Source organism: Streptomyces sp. NPDC032091 (assembly GCF_055580265.1).
Window position 1 is genome coordinate 71,829 of record NZ_JBVILR010000025.1, and the last position, 14,230, is coordinate 86,058.

Sequence of the window (14,230 nt, forward strand, 5' to 3'; positions counted from 1 at the left end):
GTACGCGGGGATTTCCTCGCTGGTGCTTTTGTTGGTTCTTTTCGGGGGGGGGGGGGGGGGGGAGGGGGGGGGGGGGGGGGGGGGGGGGCTCCCGGCCCCCCCCCCCACCACCCCCTCGGGCGCCGTCAGCGCAGCGCCGGGCGGGTGCTGATCAGGGTTCCCGCCGGGCCGCGGACCAGCATCGGGCGGCGGCGGAGCGCCGGCTGGGGGCCGACCGGGCGGAAGACGTGGGCGACCAGCAGGTCCTGCACGGCCGGCCCGGCGGGACCGGCCGCCAGCTCGTGGCCGTCGTACGCGACCACGCGCCGGTCGAACAGCAGCCCCCGGCCCGGCCCCGGGTCCGCCTCCAGCAGGGGCACGCGCGGGCCGGTGCCGTACAGCCGGGACCGGCCCGCCCCGTCCCCGGTCCGCCCGACCACCGCCACGAGGGCGAACTCGCAGGCGTCCGGCACCGGTCCGGGCAGCCGCACCGGGACGGTCCGCCCGGCCGGCGCCACGGTCCGCACCCGGTGCAGCTCGATCAGCCGGTCCGCGTGCACGTCCAGCCAGGACCCGCACAGGGCCGGCCGCAGCAGGGCGGAGAGCCCGGCCGCGAGCCGCGGGTCGGTGCCCGCCTCCGGGGCGCCGAACGGGGGAACGGGCCGGAACAGCCAGTCGTCGTCCGCCGTCCACGACATCAGCAGCCGCAGCGGCGGCTGCGGAGGGCCGGCGAAGCCCGCCGCGACCACCCCCGGCACGGGGTCCAGCCCGATCAGCGCGAAGCCGTGCTCCCGCAGGGACACGGCTCAGCCCGCGGCGACGGGCGTGCGCTCGGCGGAGAGCCGGGCCAGGTCCAGGCGCTCGTCGAGGTGGCGGGCGGAGGAGTTGGCCCGCCACAGCGCGCCGCGGGCGATGCCCCGGCGCATGTAGGCGGTGTCGGCGCTCGGGATGACCACGTTGTGGAACCAGCCGGCGGCGTGCTGGGAGTCGATGGTGATGTGCAGCCGGTGGTACGTGATGCCGACCTCGGGCAGGCCCAGCCGCTCCCAGGCGCGGACGACGTTGCGGAACCGGTCGGGGGCCAGCCACTCGGTCATGCCGAGGAAGCCGACCGCCTCCGGGTACAGGTGCCGGTAGCGGCACAGCAGCACCGCGAGGTTGCCGGAGTGCAGGTCGGTGGTGGTCATGGCGGCTTCGAGGTCCTCGCTGCGGACGTCGAAGACCTCGTAGATCTTGTTGAAGAGGTGGGTGTGGACGGCCTGGGGGTCGCCGTTGCCCATCTCGTCCCAGTAGTTGGCGGCGATCTCCATCTTGCTGGCGCCGGCCGTGCCGATCTGCATCATCGCGAGGAAGTCGTCGAAACGGCCGTCGATCAGGGACTCCTGGATGACGTACGTGCGCAGGTCCTCCTCCCGCGCCTCGCGGTTGATGAACTCGGTGTAGTAGGGGTGCTTGAACGCGCGGTGCTTGCGCACCAGGCCCTTGAGCCACGACAGGAACGCCTTGGGCTCGGTGGGCGCGGACTCCAGCAGCCCGGGCTCCAGGTGGGCGTCCTCGGCGGCCAGGGTGGCGTTCTCCAGCAGCCGGGTCACCTCGTGGAGCAGCACCGAACCCTCGGCGCTCGGCCGGTCGGGGATCTGCATCACGGTCTGGTAGATGCGCGAGAGCAGGAGCTGCTGGTGGTAGTGGGCGTCCTCACGGCCGGGGCCGGCCACGGCCGCGGCGTTCAGGTCGGTGACGGCCTCGACGATACGGGCGCGCTCGCCCAGGAACTTGGCGTCGATCTCGTCGGCGTCGACGGTCAGCCAGGACGAGATCTCGTCCACGAGCGCCGCGGCGTCCGTCCTGCGGAGCACGGGAACGGTGTGGTGGTCGCTGCTGGGCAACTGCGTCTCCATGTCTGTCGGGGTCGCTCGGGAGGGCGACGCCTGTCGGGGTCGCGCCGGGCTGGGGAAGGGAAGGGAAGGGGCGGATCCGTCGACGGCGCCCCCGGACGAAGGGCCGCGAGGCCCGGAAGGGCTGGATTCGTTCGCTCCGCGGGTCCGGGAGGACGGGACGGGCGCCGGGGCGGAGGCCCTGTCGGGCGGTCCGGGCGCCGCATGCCAAAGACACGCGCATCCCTGGTCTCGGATCGGGATGCGCGTGCCTGGGATGAGCACCTGCGGAGAGGGCAGGATTCGAACCTGCGTGGGCAGAGCCCGTCCGGCGAAGAGCCGGACCCCATTCGGCCGCTTTGGGTACCTCTCCATCGGCCTTTCTCGTGCCCTCAGCTTGGCACGCGGCGGCTGACACCGGGCTGATGGATATCTGAGACGGGAATGGTGCCGGCGGACGGGTTCGGTCAGGGGCCCATCAGCGCCCGCTGGGATAGTGAAGGGCGATCGGTCCCGTACCGATCCCGACTTCTTCACGACGTACACAGGGAGTTCCCGTGACCGCCGAGACCGCCAAAATCGCCGTTTCCCGCCTCTACAACGACGAGAACGGCGAATCGCATTTCATCGATGAGACGCTGGAGGTGACGGCCCTCAATTTCGCGCCGCCCGCGCCGTCGCTCTTCGTCTCCGAGGGCATACCGGCCAAGCAGGCCGTGTACCTGTACATCCCGGCCGGCTGGTTCGGCGACTTCCACCCCGCGCCGCGCCGCCAGATCATGACGCTGGTCAGCGGCCGGATGGAGTGCGGCGTCAGCGACGGCACCTGGCGCACCTTCGTGCCGGGCAACACGCAGCTGGTCGAGGACACGGTGGGCAAGGGCCACGCGACGAAGGCCCTGGAGGACTGCGTGATGATCGTGTCCCAGCTCGCCGACTGACGCCGCGTCACCACACGGGAAGGGCCCGGGCCTTCAAGGCCCGGGCCCTTCCCGTTCTTCTTCCGGTCAGCCCTTGACGTATCCGAAGCTCTCGGCGAGCTTGCCGCCCTCCAGACGGTGCACGTTCACCCCGCGCACGAAGTCCTTCGGGCCGCCGCCCCAGCGCAGCGTCCAGCGGCAGACGGAACGCTCTCCGGCCACCCAGACGTCCTCCACCTCGAACGTCATGTGCTCGTTGCCGGCGATAGCGCTCCAGAACTGCAGACATTCGTCATAACCGACGTGCTTCGTGCCGTCCGGGGCGGGCCCGGAGTTCTCCAGCAGGCAGTTCTCGGCGAGGATGTCCTTCAGCAGGCCGGGGTCGTGCAGCTGGAATGCCTGGTTGAACTGTTCGATAACCTTGCGCGTCTGCTCGTCGGACATCGGGACTCCTCACGTCTCATGACTCTGCACGGGGTGGTGGAACGTCGGCCGGACCGGGCGGGACGGACAGGACCGGCCGGGGCCACAGGAGAAAGTAATACAGTCCAACGGCGTCCTGTCCAAGCCTTTGGAACTTCCGGCCATTTGAGTCAGTCGCACGTCAGTACCAGCCGCCTAGCTTCGTACTATGACCACAGCAGACGGTGCACCTCTCGCATTGGCCTATCAGCAGGCCACCGAATATCTGGCGGGTCTCGCCGATCGGCCGGTCGGTGCCACTGCCGGCTCCGAACAATTGCTGAAAATGTTCGGTGGCCCGCTGCCCGCCGGCCCGGCCGACCCGGCCGAGACCATCGAGGTCATCGGCCGCGCGGTGGCCGAGGGCGGCATCCCCACGGCCAACGGCCCCCGCTACTTCGGCTACGTCACCGGCGGTACCCTGCCCGTCGCCATCGCCACCGACTGGCTCGTCGCCGCCTACGACCAGACCGCCAGCCTCTACAACCTCTCCCCGGCCGTCGCCGTGGCCGAGGACGTCGCCGCCCAGTGGGTCCTGGAACTGCTGGGCCTGCCCGCGCACGCCTCGGTCGGCTTCCCCACCGGCTGCACCATGGCCCACCTGACCTCCCTCGCGGCCGCCCGCCACAAGCTCCTCGCGGAGGCCGGCTGGGACGTCGAACGCGACGGGCTGGGCGGCGCGCCCGACGTGGCCATCGTCGCGGGCGCCCAGCACCACATGACCATCGACCTCGCCGCCCGCTACCTCGGCTTCGGCACCGCCCGCATCCGCAACGTCCCGGTGGACGACAAGGGCCGCATGATCCCCGCCGAACTGGAGGCCACCCTCTCCGAGCTCAGCGGGCCGGTCATCGTCTGCGCCCAGATCGGCGACGTCAACTCCGGCGCCATCGACCCCGTCGGGGAGATCTGCGACATCGCCCACCGCCACGGCGCCTGGGTCCACGTCGACGGCGCCTTCGGCCTGTGGGCCGCGGCCAGCCCGAAGCTCCGCCCGCTCGTCGACGGCGTGGAACGGGCCGACTCCTGGGCCCTGGACGCCCACAAGTGGCTCAACGTCCCCTACGATTGCGGCATCGTCGTCATCGCCCACCCCGAGGCCCACCGCGCGGCCATGCTCAACGAACGCGCCGGCTACCTCCCGCCGGGCACCGACGGCGAACGCGACGCCATCGAATGGGTCCCCGACTTCTCCCGCCGCGCCCGCAGCCTCCCCGTCTGGGCGGCCCTGCGCACGCTGGGCCGCGAGGGCGTGGCGGAACTGGTGGAACGGTGCTGCGACCACGTCCGCCACTTCGCCGAACGCCTCTCGGGCGTCCCCGGAGTCGAACTCCTCAACGACGTCGTCCTCAACCAGCTCCTGGTCCGCTTCGGCGACGACGACGAGACGACCCGCCGCGTCATCGCCCGCATCCAGCGCAGCGGCGTCTGCTGGTTCGGCGGCACCCTGTGGGAGGGCCGCGCGGCCATGCGCGTCTCGGTGGTGAACTGGCGCACGACCCGCGAGGACGTGAACCGCAGCGCGGACGTCATCCTGGAATCCCTGGCGGCGGAAACGACCCCCTGACCCCCCGACCACCCCCCACCCCTCCGGCCGGCCCCGACCCCACGGGCCCGGCCGGAGGCGGTCTCGATGGACGGGTCAGATCGCCCCGTGCGCCGGTGCCGCGGCTTCGATGCGCCGTGCCAGCTCGATGTCGTGCTCGGCCACGTACCCGCCGAGGTCGCTCGAACTGATCGAGACGTGCACGGTCTTGTAGCCGAGCGTCGCTTCCGAGTGGTGACCGAGGTCGTTCTGGATGGCCGCGATGTGCACGATGAACGCCGCGCCCTGGATGTGCGGGACGGAGTAGGAACGCGTGATCTTCCGGCCGTCCGTGGACCAGCCGTTCAGGCCTCCGATGAGCTGCTCGATCTGCTCCGCCGACAGAGCCTCGGCCACGGTCAAACCCCCTTGCCGATGGGTGCCAGCGCCTCTGCCAAGGCCTGGCCGATCGGCTCAGCTTGCCATGGCGCCATGGCCGCATTCACGGCGGCCAGCTCGCGCCGGGCCCGTTCCGACCCCGTCTCCACCACGATCCCGGCTGCGTGGCGTGCGAGCTCCACGGCCCGTTCCGGCTGCCGCAGTGAGGCGGCGGCAACCGCCTGCCGGCCCGTCCACACGCCGACGTCCCGACGTGACGTGGGTGGAGCCGTGGGGATGATCTGCCGCCACATCCGGTCGGCCTCCTCCGCCAGGCCGAGCCGCCCGTAGCAGGTGGCTCGCTGTACCTCGACGTAGTGCGGGGTCCGCAGACAAGCCGTACCCCACGCCTCGACGTCGACCGCGTCGAGCAGCCGCCCGGCCCGGTCGAGAAGCTCGTCCACCCGGCGCCGGTCGCCGAGGAGTGAGACACCGTGCGCCTGCTGTTGCAGCGCGAAGACCCGGACCTCCGGCGAAAGGCGTGAAGCGTCCATGAGCGCGCCCTCGCAGAGGTCCACCACGGCGGTTCCCCTTCCTTGATCGGTACGTGCCATGGCCCGGTCTACGAGGGCGCAGGCGACCGCTTCCCGGTCCCGGGACCGGTGAGCCATCTCCTGCGCGATGTCGTGGCAGCGCAATGCCGCGCCCGGGTCACCGGCGTCCAGGTAGAGCCACGCGGCGAAGGCCGCGTAGTGCACTCCGACCCGGGCCATACGTTGTCGTGTGGGCTCTTCAGTGCCGGATCGAATGCCGGGGGACGGGCATCGCGGTGGTCAGCGCAGCAGCTGTCTCAGTGCCGACGAAGGTTTGCCGGGTCACGGCGGCGGCCCGGTCGAGTGCCGGCGGCGGCACGTTGAAGAGCATCGCGAGGTGACGGCGCGTCTCCGGGGTCGGGAGGCGCTTGTCGCGCTCCCAGCGTCCGACCTCGCGTGCGTCCTTCGTGACGGTGCCGGAGATCCGGCAGTACTCGTCGGCCACCTGTTGCTGTGTCCAGCCGTGCGCCCCCTGAACGGCCCGTTGGCAGGCCCCTCCAGGGTGCTGGTCGGCACGCTTTCCTTGACGGAGGGCAGCCGCCCGCAAGACCCCCGGGGCCGCGCGAACGGTCCCGGGGCGTGGCCAACCTGAAGGAAGCAGGTCGACTCGTGAACGGTATCGCCCGAATCCTGGGTCCCGAGCCCCCGTCCTGTGTCCGGCACGGTCCGCGCGACGTACTGGGCGTGGACACCCCCGGCAGCCCGGGCACCGGCACGGCCCCGCTGCCGCATCGGCTGCTTCGGCAGCGGGTGCGGGACATCGCTTCCGGGGTGGAGGGCGTGCTGATGGCCGTGGTCAACGAGAACGTCTCCGACACCGGCGTCGAGCGGTGGGCGGAGCTCGCGTACATCCGCGGGCCGTCCGGCCGTGAGTTCACGACCGCCGTCGCCAACGTCGAACCCGCCTGGTCGTGTCCTCGGCCGCCGCGAGACACGGGGTGACGTACGACCGGGGCCGCCGGAGGAGGGCGGCTACGCGGCGGCCGCTTCCCAGGTGAAGCCGTCCGGGTCGGTGAAGGGAACGGTCGTGCTGCCGAGGACCAGGCGGTGTGAGCCCGTGCCGTCGGCGGGGACGCCGACCTCCTTGGCCAGGGCGCGGCGCTTGTAGAGGGCCAGTTTGACGGGGCTGGAGGGGGTGGCGGCGAACTCCACGTACTTGCCGCCGAAGCTCTTGGCGACCGTCAGGCCCCGGTCCGTGTAGAACTGCTTCGTCGCCTTCACGTCCTCGACGCCGAGGAGCAGGACGAGGTCGTCGATCGCGCGGGTGTCCGGGCCGGTGTCCTTCTTCGCCGAGGTGGCGATCTTCCAGATCGTGCCGTCCGGGGCCCGGACGACGCCGCCGTAGCCCCACAGGGACTTCGCGGCGGGCTTGAGGACGGTGGCGCCGGCGTCGACGGCCGCGCGGAGGAAGCCGTCGACGGTGGCCGGCCCGGACACCGTGAGGCCCAGGGTGAAGCCGCGGAATCCGGTGGTGGGGGCCTCGGACGCCCGCAGGCGGACGTGCGCGTCCACGCCGAAGGCGGTGTGGAAGCGGCGGGCGGCTTCGACGTCGGCCACCTCGAGGGTGACGGAGGCGAGGGACGTGGTGGAGGTGGTGGTTGCCATGGACCTCACGCTACGGGCGCCACCGCCGCCGGGGCTTCTCGGATCCTGACCATCCCTACGCCGTGGGTCTCGGCCAGATCGGCCGGGGCCGCGAGCCGGGTCCCGGAAGAGGCGCGCCGCCGCCGCTGTCGGGTCGTCAGGTGGTGCCCAGGGCCGCTACCGGGACGATCATTCCGCTGGGCAGCCAGTTCGCGGATCCGGAGTGGTGGTGGCCGCCTCCGGCGGAGCCGTCCGCGGCGGGGCCCCCGCTGCCCGGTACGTACAGGACCGCCGCGGCGTAGAGCTTCGCCGGCGCCGGGCCGGCCGTACCGCGGGCCGCGCGCCAGGCGTCGTACCCGGCGGCGCTGGGCACCTCGCCGGGCAGCCGCTCGCCCAGCGCGGCGGCGTACTCGACGGCGGCCGGGCCGTTCGGGGCGTAGCGCAGCGGGATGAGCTGGCCGGCGCTCGGCGAGAGCAGCGGCGCGGTCAGCAGCCAGGGCGCGAGGTACGTGCCCTCGGCGGCGGTGCGGCCGGCCTCGACGTCGTGGACGGCGGCGTCGGCGCCCGCCCAGCCGGACGTGACGACCAGCGGCCGGCGGGCGGAGGCGTCGGGAGCGGATACGGAGATCCCCGCGCGGGCCGCGGCGGTACGCAGCCCGGCGGCCGCGGCCCGGCCGCGCGGGGAGTCGTCCTCGACCAGGGAGACGGCCCGCGTGCCGCGCCCGGCGAGGAACGAGACCGTCTCGCGCAGCGCGGCCGCGTCCGCCTCCGTCAGGGCGTCGGACGGGCAACCGGCCGGGGCCTTCGCGCGGCCGCCCAGCACCGCTCCGGCGGCGGCGCTCGCGCACTCGGGCCCGTCGGAGCCCCGCAGCCCGGCCGGCGCCGGGCCGGCGCCCGCGCGGCCGGTGTCGACGGCCAGCGGGGCGACGGCCCCGCCGGCGGAGACCCACACCTGCCCGGGCCCGGCCGGCAGTTCGACCGGGACCCAGGTCAGCGCCGAACCGGGCCGGGGTGCGCCCTTGGCGAGGCGGTCCCGGACGGTTCCGGCGGAGGCGTCGGGGGCGGCGACGGCCACCAGGTTGTACCCGGGCCGGTTCGGCACCACCAGCACCGGAACCTGCCTGCCGCCGAGCCCGACCGAGCCCAGTACCGGCCCCCCGGCCATCCGGACCGCGGCCCCCGGCCCCGGCGCGGCCAGGCTCCCGGCCAGGGCCGCGCACGCCACCGCCCCGGCGAAATACGCCATGGCGGTGGTGCGGCGGGCGAGCAGCCGGGTGCGCAGGAGCAGCAGCACGCCCAGCGCCAGGGCGGCGGTCAGGACGACCGCCGCCGGGACGACCGCGTTCACCGGCGGACGACGCCGTCGCTGACCACGAACAGCACGCCGTGCGGCTGCGCGTCACCGTGGTCGCCGTGCGGCCAGGACGCCCGGTTGAAGCCGACGCACGGCTTGCCGGTGTGCTCGTCGCGGAAGGACCGGTCGAGGCTCACCCGGCCGCGCCGGTCGACGTCGAACATGCACACCCGGTGGTCGCCGCCGCCGCCGAACGAGCCGGCGACGAAGTAGTTGGCCACCGCGATCCGGCTGACCTCGGTGGTCTCCCGGTAGACGCCGTCGGCGCCGCGCCTGAAGTTGTCCATGGCACCCCAGTGCGGGCCGCCGGAGCTGACGTCGCGGATCGGGACGGTGCTCACCAGCTCCGGGCAGTCCCGTTCCCGGCCGCCGCGGCTGGCCTCGGCGAGCTCGTCGACGGAGCACTTCGCGCCGTCGCCCGCCGCGAGGAGCTTCTGGATGTCCAGGACGTAGACCATGCCCGTCGTCTGGTCGAGGGGCTTGCCGTAGGGCACCGACTGGCCCATCACTGTGTGGAAGAGGAACCGGTCGTCGGGGCTGACGGCCAGCCAGCTGCCGTTGTCGCCGCCGCCGGTGATCTGCCGGTCGCCCTGGAAGGTCCGGTAGGCGGTCGTGTCGTCGAAGACCTCCTTCCACTGGGGGGCGGGCGCGGTGACGTCCGGGGTGTAGAAGACGGCTCCGCCCGCCATGGAGGAGACGAACGCCCCCTTGTGGCCGGGCCGGTTGGTCAGCGCGGTCTCCATGACCACCCGGGACTCGCGGAAGAAGGCCCGCGGCTCCTGCGCCCCGCGCGGCCCGTCGGCGACCTTGGACACCGACTTCAGCACGGGGTCGTCGCGCCGGGTGATGTCGAAGACGCGGACGGTCTGGCGGGCCAGGTTCTCCTTCAGCGCCGAGTCCGGCGTCATGAAGTTGCGGGCCTCGGCGAAGTCGCTCGCCACCATGACGTTCAGGTCCTCGCGCACCGCGATGCCGTGCGGGTTGGCGCAGGTCGCGGCCGGCAGCGCCGGGACGTTGCCGCACTGGGCCGGGTCCTCGCCCGCCTCGGTGGCGGCCGGGATCTCGGCGAGGGTCCTGCCGTCCCGGCCGATGCGGACGATCTCGCCGGGGGAGCCCGCGGCGCCGTTGCCGACCCGCACCTGGCCGTTGGTGTACGTGCAGGGGCCGGTGACGTTCGGGCCGCCCATGTACGTGCCGTACGCGGTGCCGTCGCTCAGCACCTGGTAGGCGTCGGGGAGGGTGCCGCAGGGGGTGTCGGCGGCGGTGTTGACCCCGGCGATGGTGAGCGCGGGCAGGGCCTTCGCGTCGAAGACGAAGGTGGTGTCGCCCATGATGCCGCCGGCGTAGATCCGGTCGCCCTTGTGCCACGCGTACTGCATGTGGTGCGGCTCGTTGCCGTTGTTCGGGCCGACGGTGACGGTGTTGGCGACCTTGCCGTACGTGGGGGAGTCCGGGGTCGCGTCGATGACGGTGAGGAAGTCCGGGGCGGGCTGCTCGGCCGGGCCGGCCCAGACGAGCATCCACTGCCGGCCCGGGCCGCCCGCGGGGGCCACCAGGTGGTTGGTCGCCGAGTAGGTGACGCCGTCCGAGCCCCGGAAGGTGGAGGTCCAGGTCTCCGGCGTGCCCGCGACGGCGGGATCCGCCGCGGTGAGCATGGAGGCGGTGAGTCCCACCGCCGACAGACAGAGTGCGAGGCGGCGCAGGAGCCTTCCTCGTCGCGGTCCTTGCAGGCTCATTTCTCCGCGTGCCCTCTCCGGGGATATCGGACAGAATGTGGGGGGAATTTACGGCGCTATTCCGGTCACTGTCGCACAAGGTCGCTGGCGGTCCGCTGACAGGGCGCTTACCGCACTCTGACCGCACTCCGCAAAACCCCTGAAATAATGGAAACAGGCTGGTCGGAGAGGTACGATGGCTGGTTCGTCCGGAAAATGCCCACGATCAGCGGACCGTCAGTGCCTTATGTGTCGGCATTGCTAATCTCGGCTCAGAAAATTCCTGACCGGTTCGCCGCGTTCCCCTCCCGAAGGAGCCGCAGGGTGACGACGATCCAGGCACACGGAGACAGAGAAGAGCTGGCCGGGCGGGCGGGCCGGGAGCTGGAGGACGCCTCCGCGCCGGAGATCCTCGCCTGGGCCGTCGGCACCTTCGGCGCCAGGTTCTGCGTGACCTCCTCGATGGAGGACGCGGTGGTCGCCCACCTCGCCTCCCGGGTCATGCCGGGGGTGGACGTGGTGTTCCTGGACACCGGCTACCACTTCGAGGAGACCATCGGCACCCGCGACGCGGTCGAGGCCGTGATGGACGTCAACCTCCTCACGCTGCTGCCCTGCCGGTCGGTCGCCCAACAGGACGCCGTGTACGGGCCGAGGCTGTACGACCGGGACCCGGACCTGTGCTGCGCCCTGCGCAAGGTCGCCCCCTTCGAAGCGGGCCTCGCCGGCTACGAGGCCTGGGCGACGGGCCTGCGCCGCGACGAGTCCCGGACCCGGGCCCACACGCCCGTCGTCGGCTGGGACGCGAAACGGGGCAAGGTCAAGGTCTCCCCGATCGCCCGCTGGACACGGGACGACGTGGACGCGTACGTCGCCGAGCACGGCGTGCCGACCAACCCGCTGCTGCTGGACGGCTACACCTCGGTCGGCTGCGCCCCCTGCACCCGCCGGGTCGCCGAGGGCGAGGACGTACGGGCCGGGCGCCGGGCCGGACGCGGCAAGACCGGGTGCGGACCGCACGGCTGATGACCCGCGAGGACCGGCACCCGACGGCACCATCCTGACGGTACGCGGGCCTGCCGGACGAGGAGGGGGGCCGTGCCCACCCGCAGTCCGGGCCTCGTCGACCGGATCCGCCGGGTGAGTGCGCGCACCGTCGCCGCGTGCCGGGGGTCACGGCTGCCGTGCGCGGCGAGCAGCGGGTGCCCGTCCATGTCCCGGGCCCGTCCCTAGCTCGCGACGAGGGCGGGAACCGGCCAGTAGGGCTCGTCCTGGAGGAGCATCGGGTCGTGGGTGAGGATCGCCCGCTCGTACTGGCTCAGGACGGGGGAGGGCTCGATGCCCTGGGACTCGATCATGTTGTGCCGGCACTGGCGGTAGACCGTCAGCGCGTCGAGCTGGCGGCCGCAGCGGTACAGGGCCCGCATCAGCAGCATGCAGAACTGTTCGTGGTTGGGGTTGCGCGAGTAGAGCTCGGTCAGTTCCGGGAGGATCCGCTCGTGGCCGCCGGTGCGCAGTTCGAGGTCGTAGAGCAAGATGAGCGCCGAATTCCTCGCCTCCTGATATCTCGTCGAGGCGGTCTGGCAGATCGGTCCGCCGGTCAGTCCGCCGAATACCGGGCCGCGCCAGCGCGAGAGCCCCTCGCGGAGGTCGGCGATGTTCCGGCGGAGTTCGGGCAGGCCGTCGGTTCCCGTCCGCGCGTGGATGGCGTCCACGGTGTCGAGGAAGAGATAGGCGTCGAGTTCCCACCGGTCGAAGAGGAACATGTAGCCGGAGGTGCTCGTCACCACCCGGGAGCCCTCGCGCTCCGGCTCGACGGCGGCCAGGGTCCTGCGGACCCGGCTGATCTGCGCCTGGAGGGCGTTCTCGACCTTGTTGGGGGGTGTGGTCCCCCAGAGTTCGAGGATGAGGGAGTCCACCGTGACGAGCGATCCGCCGGACGCGAGCAGGGCCGCCAGGAGCGTCTGCTGCATGGCGCCGCCGAGCCGTACGGCGACCCGCTGTTTGACGATTTCTATGGAGCCTAGGACTGAGAACAGCAACACAAACATCTCCCCGCGAGATGGAAAGAGAACGGTGTCGTGTGCACTGGCGTCGGACGGTCGATTTCGGTGCCAGAACCCCACTCGACATGCTCTGGAACTTTAATGGACCGATCGGTCCCGACCGTACTTGGTCGGGCCGGAGCGTGTCAATGAAGCCCCCCGCGACCCCTTCCGGACATGCGAAAAAGGCCGTGCAGCACGCCGGCGCCGGATGCGGGGGATCCAATGGGTGCGCCGGACGTGCTGCACGGCCGATCGGGGGAGGGGGTGCCGCCGCGGCGGCACCCCCTCGGGGTCGGACGGGTCAGGCGGAGGCCTTCTGCCGGTAGCGGGCGGCGCCCGCCAGGGCCACGAGGGTCACGGCCAGGGTGATGGCGGTGACGGTCCACAGGCCGGCCCGGTAGGGGGCGATCCCGCCGGTGCTGAGCGAGAAGACGGTCGCGGTGAGGGCGATGACCACACCGTTGCCGATCTGCGCGCCGGCGTTGAACAGGCCCGAGACCAGGCCCTGCTCGTCCGGCGAGGCGGTGCCGACGGCGGCGATGTTCAGCGCCGGGTAGACCGCGGCGAAGCCGAGGCCGCCGAGCAGCTGCTGGGCGAACAGGGTGATCAGCGGGTCGACCTGACCCATCAGCAGGACCCAGCCGAGGTAGCCGATGCTCAGCAGGACCAGGCCGCCGGTCGCGACCGGCCAGGCGCCGTACTTGGTGACCAGCGCGGCGCCGTAGCGGGCGGTGCCCGCGGTCAGCACGCCGCCGAGGAGGAAGGCGAGGCCGGCCTCCAGCGGCGACCAGTGCAGCTGCTCCTGGTAGTAGAGGGTCAGGACGAACTGGAAGGAGACGTAGGCGCCGAAGAAGAGCATGGCGACCAGCGCGCGGGTCAGCTGGCCCTTGCGGAAGACGGCGAGCGGGACCAGCGGGGCCGGGTGGCGGCTCTCGACCAGCGCGAACAGGGGGAAGAGGACGGCGGCGGCGACCAGTGAGCCGATGGTCTGCGCGTCGCTCCAGCCGTCACTGGCGGCCCGGCTGAGTCCGTACACGAGGGCCACCGCGCCGGCCGTCACCGTGACGGCGCCGAGGATGTCGAGGCTGCCGCTCTTGCCCTTCTCCTGCTGCGAGGGGACCACGGAGGCGGCGAGCAGCGCGACCAGCAGACCGGCCACGGCCGGGGCGAAGAGGACGAGCCGCCAGGAGACGCCGGCCATCAGGCCGCCGAGGATGAGGCCGAGCGAGTAACCGGCGGAGGCCACGGCGAGGAAGGTGCCCAGTGCGCGGTTGCGCGACTGCTCGTCACGGAAGGCGTCGAGCAGGATCGCCATGGCGGCGGGCGCGGTGATGCCGGCGCTGACGCCCTTGAGCAGACGGGCCACGACCAGGAGCACGCCGTCGTCGGCGATGCCGCCGAGCACGCTGGCGACGACGAACACGGCCAGCCAGCCGATCAGCAGCTTCTTGCGGTTGTAGAGGTCGGCCAGCCGGCCGCCCAGCAGCAGGAACCCGCCGAAGCCCAGCGCGTACGCCGAGACGACCCACTGGAGGGCGGAGGTGGTCATGCCCAGGTCCGCCTGGACCAGGGGGAGGGCGGGTCCCATGCTCGCGATGTCCATCGCGTCGAGGAACTGCACCGCGCACACGACCAGGAGCAGCAGCGGCAGGCTCTTGACCGCGGGGGCGGGAGGTGCCGCCACCCGTGCGATGGGAGGAGAGGTAGGGGATGCCTCGGTCATGATCGGACTCCGATCGGAGTGTCGTCGGAAGCAGTGAGCGGGAGCGGGCTGTGACGGGCTATGCGAAAAATGACG

15 protein-coding genes, 1 tRNA gene and 1 pseudogene are annotated in these 14,230 nt (G+C 72.3%); 4 read left to right on the top strand and 13 right to left on the bottom strand.

All coding sequences use genetic code 11. The annotated features are described in order from the left end of the window. Positions 1 to 125: 125 nt before the first annotated feature. From ACZ5NJ_RS31365 to ACZ5NJ_RS31375, 3 genes are all read right to left on the bottom strand, one after another. Complete coding sequence (locus ACZ5NJ_RS31365) at positions 126 to 782, bottom strand: hypothetical protein (protein ID WP_468769253.1); 657 nt, start codon at positions 780 to 782, stop codon at positions 126 to 128. Positions 783 to 785: 3 nt separating this feature from the next. Beyond that, on the bottom strand, positions 786 to 1,877 hold the full coding sequence (locus ACZ5NJ_RS31370) for an iron-containing redox enzyme family protein (RefSeq protein ID WP_468769255.1): 1,092 nt from the start codon (positions 1,875 to 1,877) through the stop codon (positions 786 to 788). A gap of 264 nt (positions 1,878 to 2,141) precedes the next feature. Further along, positions 2,142 to 2,226: transfer RNA gene (locus ACZ5NJ_RS31375), tRNA-Lys, on the bottom strand. A gap of 184 nt (positions 2,227 to 2,410) precedes the next feature. Here ACZ5NJ_RS31375 and ACZ5NJ_RS31380 point away from each other — a divergent pair. After that, positions 2,411 to 2,794 (top strand): cupin domain-containing protein, encoded by a 384-nt coding sequence (locus ACZ5NJ_RS31380; protein ID WP_468769257.1) that lies wholly within the window; start codon positions 2,411 to 2,413, stop codon positions 2,792 to 2,794. Between the two features lie 66 nt (positions 2,795 to 2,860). Here the strand turns inward: ACZ5NJ_RS31380 and ACZ5NJ_RS31385 are convergent, their stop codons facing one another. After that, positions 2,861 to 3,217: a nuclear transport factor 2 family protein gene (locus tag ACZ5NJ_RS31385; protein WP_468769259.1), complete on the bottom strand. Its 357-nt coding sequence runs from the start codon at positions 3,215 to 3,217 to the stop codon at positions 2,861 to 2,863. Between the two features lie 304 nt (positions 3,218 to 3,521). Between ACZ5NJ_RS31385 and ACZ5NJ_RS31390 the strand changes: the two genes are divergently transcribed. Then, positions 3,522 to 4,802, top strand: a complete 1,281-nt coding sequence (locus ACZ5NJ_RS31390; RefSeq protein ID WP_468769260.1) for a pyridoxal phosphate-dependent decarboxylase family protein — start codon at positions 3,522 to 3,524, stop codon at positions 4,800 to 4,802. Positions 4,803 to 4,877: 75 nt separating this feature from the next. On the opposite strand, the gene ACZ5NJ_RS31395 is transcribed toward ACZ5NJ_RS31390, so the two are convergent. From ACZ5NJ_RS31395 to ACZ5NJ_RS31405, 3 genes are read right to left on the bottom strand one after another with little or no spacing between them, the layout of a single operon-like run. Then, positions 4,878 to 5,177 carry a 4a-hydroxytetrahydrobiopterin dehydratase gene (locus ACZ5NJ_RS31395; RefSeq protein ID WP_468769261.1) on the bottom strand — a complete coding sequence of 100 codons (300 nt, stop codon included), beginning with the start codon at positions 5,175 to 5,177 and terminating at the stop codon, positions 4,878 to 4,880. Positions 5,178 to 5,179: 2 nt separating this feature from the next. Then, positions 5,180 to 5,911 carry a Twin-arginine translocation pathway signal gene (locus ACZ5NJ_RS31400; protein ID WP_468769262.1) on the bottom strand — a complete coding sequence of 244 codons (732 nt, stop codon included), beginning with the start codon at positions 5,909 to 5,911 and terminating at the stop codon, positions 5,180 to 5,182. A 19-nt stretch (positions 5,912 to 5,930) separates the two neighbouring features. After that, on the bottom strand, positions 5,931 to 6,176 hold the full coding sequence (locus tag ACZ5NJ_RS31405) for a helix-turn-helix domain-containing protein (RefSeq protein ID WP_468769263.1): 246 nt from the start codon (positions 6,174 to 6,176) through the stop codon (positions 5,931 to 5,933). Between the two features lie 239 nt (positions 6,177 to 6,415). On the opposite strand from ACZ5NJ_RS31405, the gene ACZ5NJ_RS31410 reads away from it, so the two are divergent. Continuing rightward, the gene (locus tag ACZ5NJ_RS31410) at positions 6,416 to 6,673 is read left to right on the top strand and encodes a hypothetical protein (protein WP_468769329.1); all 258 of its coding nucleotides are present in this window, start codon (positions 6,416 to 6,418) and stop codon (positions 6,671 to 6,673) included. Positions 6,674 to 6,703: 30 nt separating this feature from the next. On the opposite strand, the gene ACZ5NJ_RS31415 is transcribed toward ACZ5NJ_RS31410, so the two are convergent. The 3 genes from ACZ5NJ_RS31415 to ACZ5NJ_RS31425 all read right to left on the bottom strand — a co-directional run bounded on the left by ACZ5NJ_RS31415 (position 6,704) and on the right by ACZ5NJ_RS31425 (position 10,405). Then, the gene (locus tag ACZ5NJ_RS31415; RefSeq protein WP_468769264.1) at positions 6,704 to 7,336 is read right to left on the bottom strand and encodes a glyoxalase; all 633 of its coding nucleotides are present in this window, start codon (positions 7,334 to 7,336) and stop codon (positions 6,704 to 6,706) included. 136 nt (positions 7,337 to 7,472) lie between these two features. Then, positions 7,473 to 8,663, bottom strand: a complete 1,191-nt coding sequence (locus ACZ5NJ_RS31420; RefSeq protein WP_468769266.1) for a hypothetical protein — start codon at positions 8,661 to 8,663, stop codon at positions 7,473 to 7,475. Next, positions 8,660 to 10,405, bottom strand: coding sequence for a hypothetical protein (locus tag ACZ5NJ_RS31425; RefSeq protein ID WP_468769267.1), 1,746 nt, complete (start codon positions 10,403 to 10,405; stop codon positions 8,660 to 8,662). Before ACZ5NJ_RS31425 ends, ACZ5NJ_RS31420 begins: the two co-directional genes overlap by 4 nt. 303 nt (positions 10,406 to 10,708) lie before the next feature. Here ACZ5NJ_RS31425 and ACZ5NJ_RS31430 point away from each other — a divergent pair, with 303 nt between their 5' ends. Further along, positions 10,709 to 11,410 carry a phosphoadenylyl-sulfate reductase gene (locus ACZ5NJ_RS31430; RefSeq protein ID WP_468769269.1) on the top strand — a complete coding sequence of 234 codons (702 nt, stop codon included), beginning with the start codon at positions 10,709 to 10,711 and terminating at the stop codon, positions 11,408 to 11,410. A gap of 38 nt (positions 11,411 to 11,448) precedes the next feature. Here the strand turns inward: ACZ5NJ_RS31430 and ACZ5NJ_RS31435 are convergent. From ACZ5NJ_RS31435 to ACZ5NJ_RS31445, 3 genes and pseudogenes are all read right to left on the bottom strand, one after another. Beyond that, positions 11,449 to 11,598 (bottom strand): annotated as a pseudogene (locus ACZ5NJ_RS31435) (sirohydrochlorin chelatase); the annotation flags it as partial. Positions 11,599 to 11,613: 15 nt separating this feature from the next. Beyond that, positions 11,614 to 12,435: an AfsR/SARP family transcriptional regulator gene (locus ACZ5NJ_RS31440; protein ID WP_468769270.1), complete on the bottom strand. Its 822-nt coding sequence runs from the start codon at positions 12,433 to 12,435 to the stop codon at positions 11,614 to 11,616. 298 nt (positions 12,436 to 12,733) lie between these two features. Then, entirely contained in the window at positions 12,734 to 14,116 is a 1,383-nt protein-coding gene (locus ACZ5NJ_RS31445; protein WP_468769272.1) for an MFS transporter, read from the bottom strand. Positions 14,117 to 14,230: the final 114 nt, after the last annotated feature.

Bases quoted from the DNA above. Each gene is read 5' to 3' on its own strand.
- ACZ5NJ_RS31370 (WP_468769255.1), bottom strand. From the start codon at position 1,877: ATGGAGACGCAGTTGCCCAGCAGCGACCACCACACCGTTCCCGTGCTC.
- ACZ5NJ_RS31385 (WP_468769259.1), bottom strand. From the start codon at position 3,217: ATGTCCGACGAGCAGACGCGCAAGGTTATCGAACAGTTCAACCAGGCA.
- ACZ5NJ_RS31390 (WP_468769260.1), top strand. From the start codon at position 3,522: ATGTTCGGTGGCCCGCTGCCCGCCGGCCCGGCCGACCCGGCCGAGACC.
- ACZ5NJ_RS31400 (WP_468769262.1), bottom strand. From the start codon at position 5,911: ATGGCCCGGGTCGGAGTGCACTACGCGGCCTTCGCCGCGTGGCTCTAC.
- ACZ5NJ_RS31415 (WP_468769264.1), bottom strand. From the start codon at position 7,336: ATGGCAACCACCACCTCCACCACGTCCCTCGCCTCCGTCACCCTCGAG.
- ACZ5NJ_RS31425 (WP_468769267.1), bottom strand. From the start codon at position 10,405: ATGAGCCTGCAAGGACCGCGACGAGGAAGGCTCCTGCGCCGCCTCGCA.
- ACZ5NJ_RS31440 (WP_468769270.1), bottom strand. From the start codon at position 12,435: ATGTTTGTGTTGCTGTTCTCAGTCCTAGGCTCCATAGAAATCGTCAAA.